The organism is Dyella flagellata (assembly GCF_030160275.1).
Taxonomy (GTDB): domain Bacteria; phylum Pseudomonadota; class Gammaproteobacteria; order Xanthomonadales; family Rhodanobacteraceae; genus Dyella_B; species Dyella_B flagellata.
Window position 1 is genome coordinate 1 of sequence record NZ_BSOA01000059.1, and the last position, 1414, is coordinate 1414.

Sequence of the window (1414 nt, forward strand, 5' to 3'; positions counted from 1 at the left end):
CCAGCCCCCCGACCAGGCGCTCGCCAACCTCGGCCAGGCTCAGGGTCTGGTCGAACTTCGCCGTGCGGGCCGCCTCTTCGGCACGCGCCCCACGCTGGATGCTCAATCCCGGCAGCGCCAGCGCATCCCCGCCCCGGCCGCCGCCCGACTGCCACTGCAGCATCACCTGGAACAGCGGACTGTGCGACAGGCTACGCACCGGCTGCACCCGTTCCACCACCTGCTCAAATGGCAGGTCCTGGTGCTGCTGCGCCGCCAGCGACTGCCGCTTCACCCGCGCCAGCAGTTCGCCCACGCTCGGCTCCTCGCCCACATCCACCCGGATCGCCAGCGTGTTGACGAAAAACCCGATCAACGGCTCGGTCTCCAGCCGCCGCCGGTTCGCCACCGGCGTGCCGATCACGATGTCCGTCTGCCCCGACAGCCGGCTCAGCAGCACCGCCCAGGCCCCCAGCAGCAGCATGTGCAGGGTCAATCCATGCCGCTGCGCCAGCCCCTTCAGGCCCTCGGTCAGCGCCGCCGGACAGCTCCACGGCACGAACCCGCCCGCATAGCTTTGCTGCACCGGACGCGGTCGGTCGGTCGGCAACGACAGCAGCACCGGCGCGCCCGCCAGCGCCGCCGTCCAATACGCTTCCTGCTGCTGCAACCCCTCCTCGGCCAGCCAATGCCGTTGCCACACGGCATAGTCCGCATACTGGATCGGCAAGGCCGGCAACGGATCGGGCCGCCCCTGCTGGAAGGCGCGGTACAGCGCCCCCAGCTCCTCCACCAGCACACCCAGCGACCAGCCGTCCGTCACGATGTGATGCATCGTCACCCGCAATCCATAGCGCTGCTCGTCCAAGCGCAGCAGCAGCCCCCGGATCAGCGGCCCCTTGCGCAGATCGAACGGGCGCCTCGCTTCTTGCCGAGCCAGCCGCCGGGCCAACCGCCCCGCTTCCGGCTGGCCGCGCAAGTCCTGTTCCTCCAGCGCAAAGCGCCCTTCCGCCGCAATGCACTGCACCGGCACACCCTCCACCTCGACGAAGGTCGTGCGCAGTGCCTCGTGCCGGGCGATCACGGTATCCAGGGCGCGCCGCAAGGCGTCCAGGTCGAGCTCCCCCTCCAGCGTCAGGCCGAAGGACAGGTGATAGGCCTCGCTCACCCCTTCCAGCTGCGCCAGGAACCACAGCCGCTGCTGCGCGAACGACAGCGGCAGCGGGCCCTGCCGCAACGCCGGCACGATCGGCGGCAACGTCACCGGCGCCGCCTCCGCCAGCACCTGCGCCAAGTCCGCCAGCACCGGATGCGCGAACAGGTCGCTCATCTTCAGCTCCCGCCGCAGCATCTGGCGTACGCGCACCACCACCCGCATCACCAGCAGCGAGTGGCCACCCAGCGCGAAGAAGTGGTCCCGCCGACCGATCGGCTC

Annotated in this window: 1 protein-coding gene; it reads right to left on the reverse strand. The window is 70.5% G+C overall.

Going from position 1 to position 1414, the window contains the following annotated elements:
• Positions 1–1414: condensation domain-containing protein (locus QQJ96_RS23490; protein WP_284334471.1), on the reverse strand; the 1414-nt coding region annotated here is incomplete at both ends.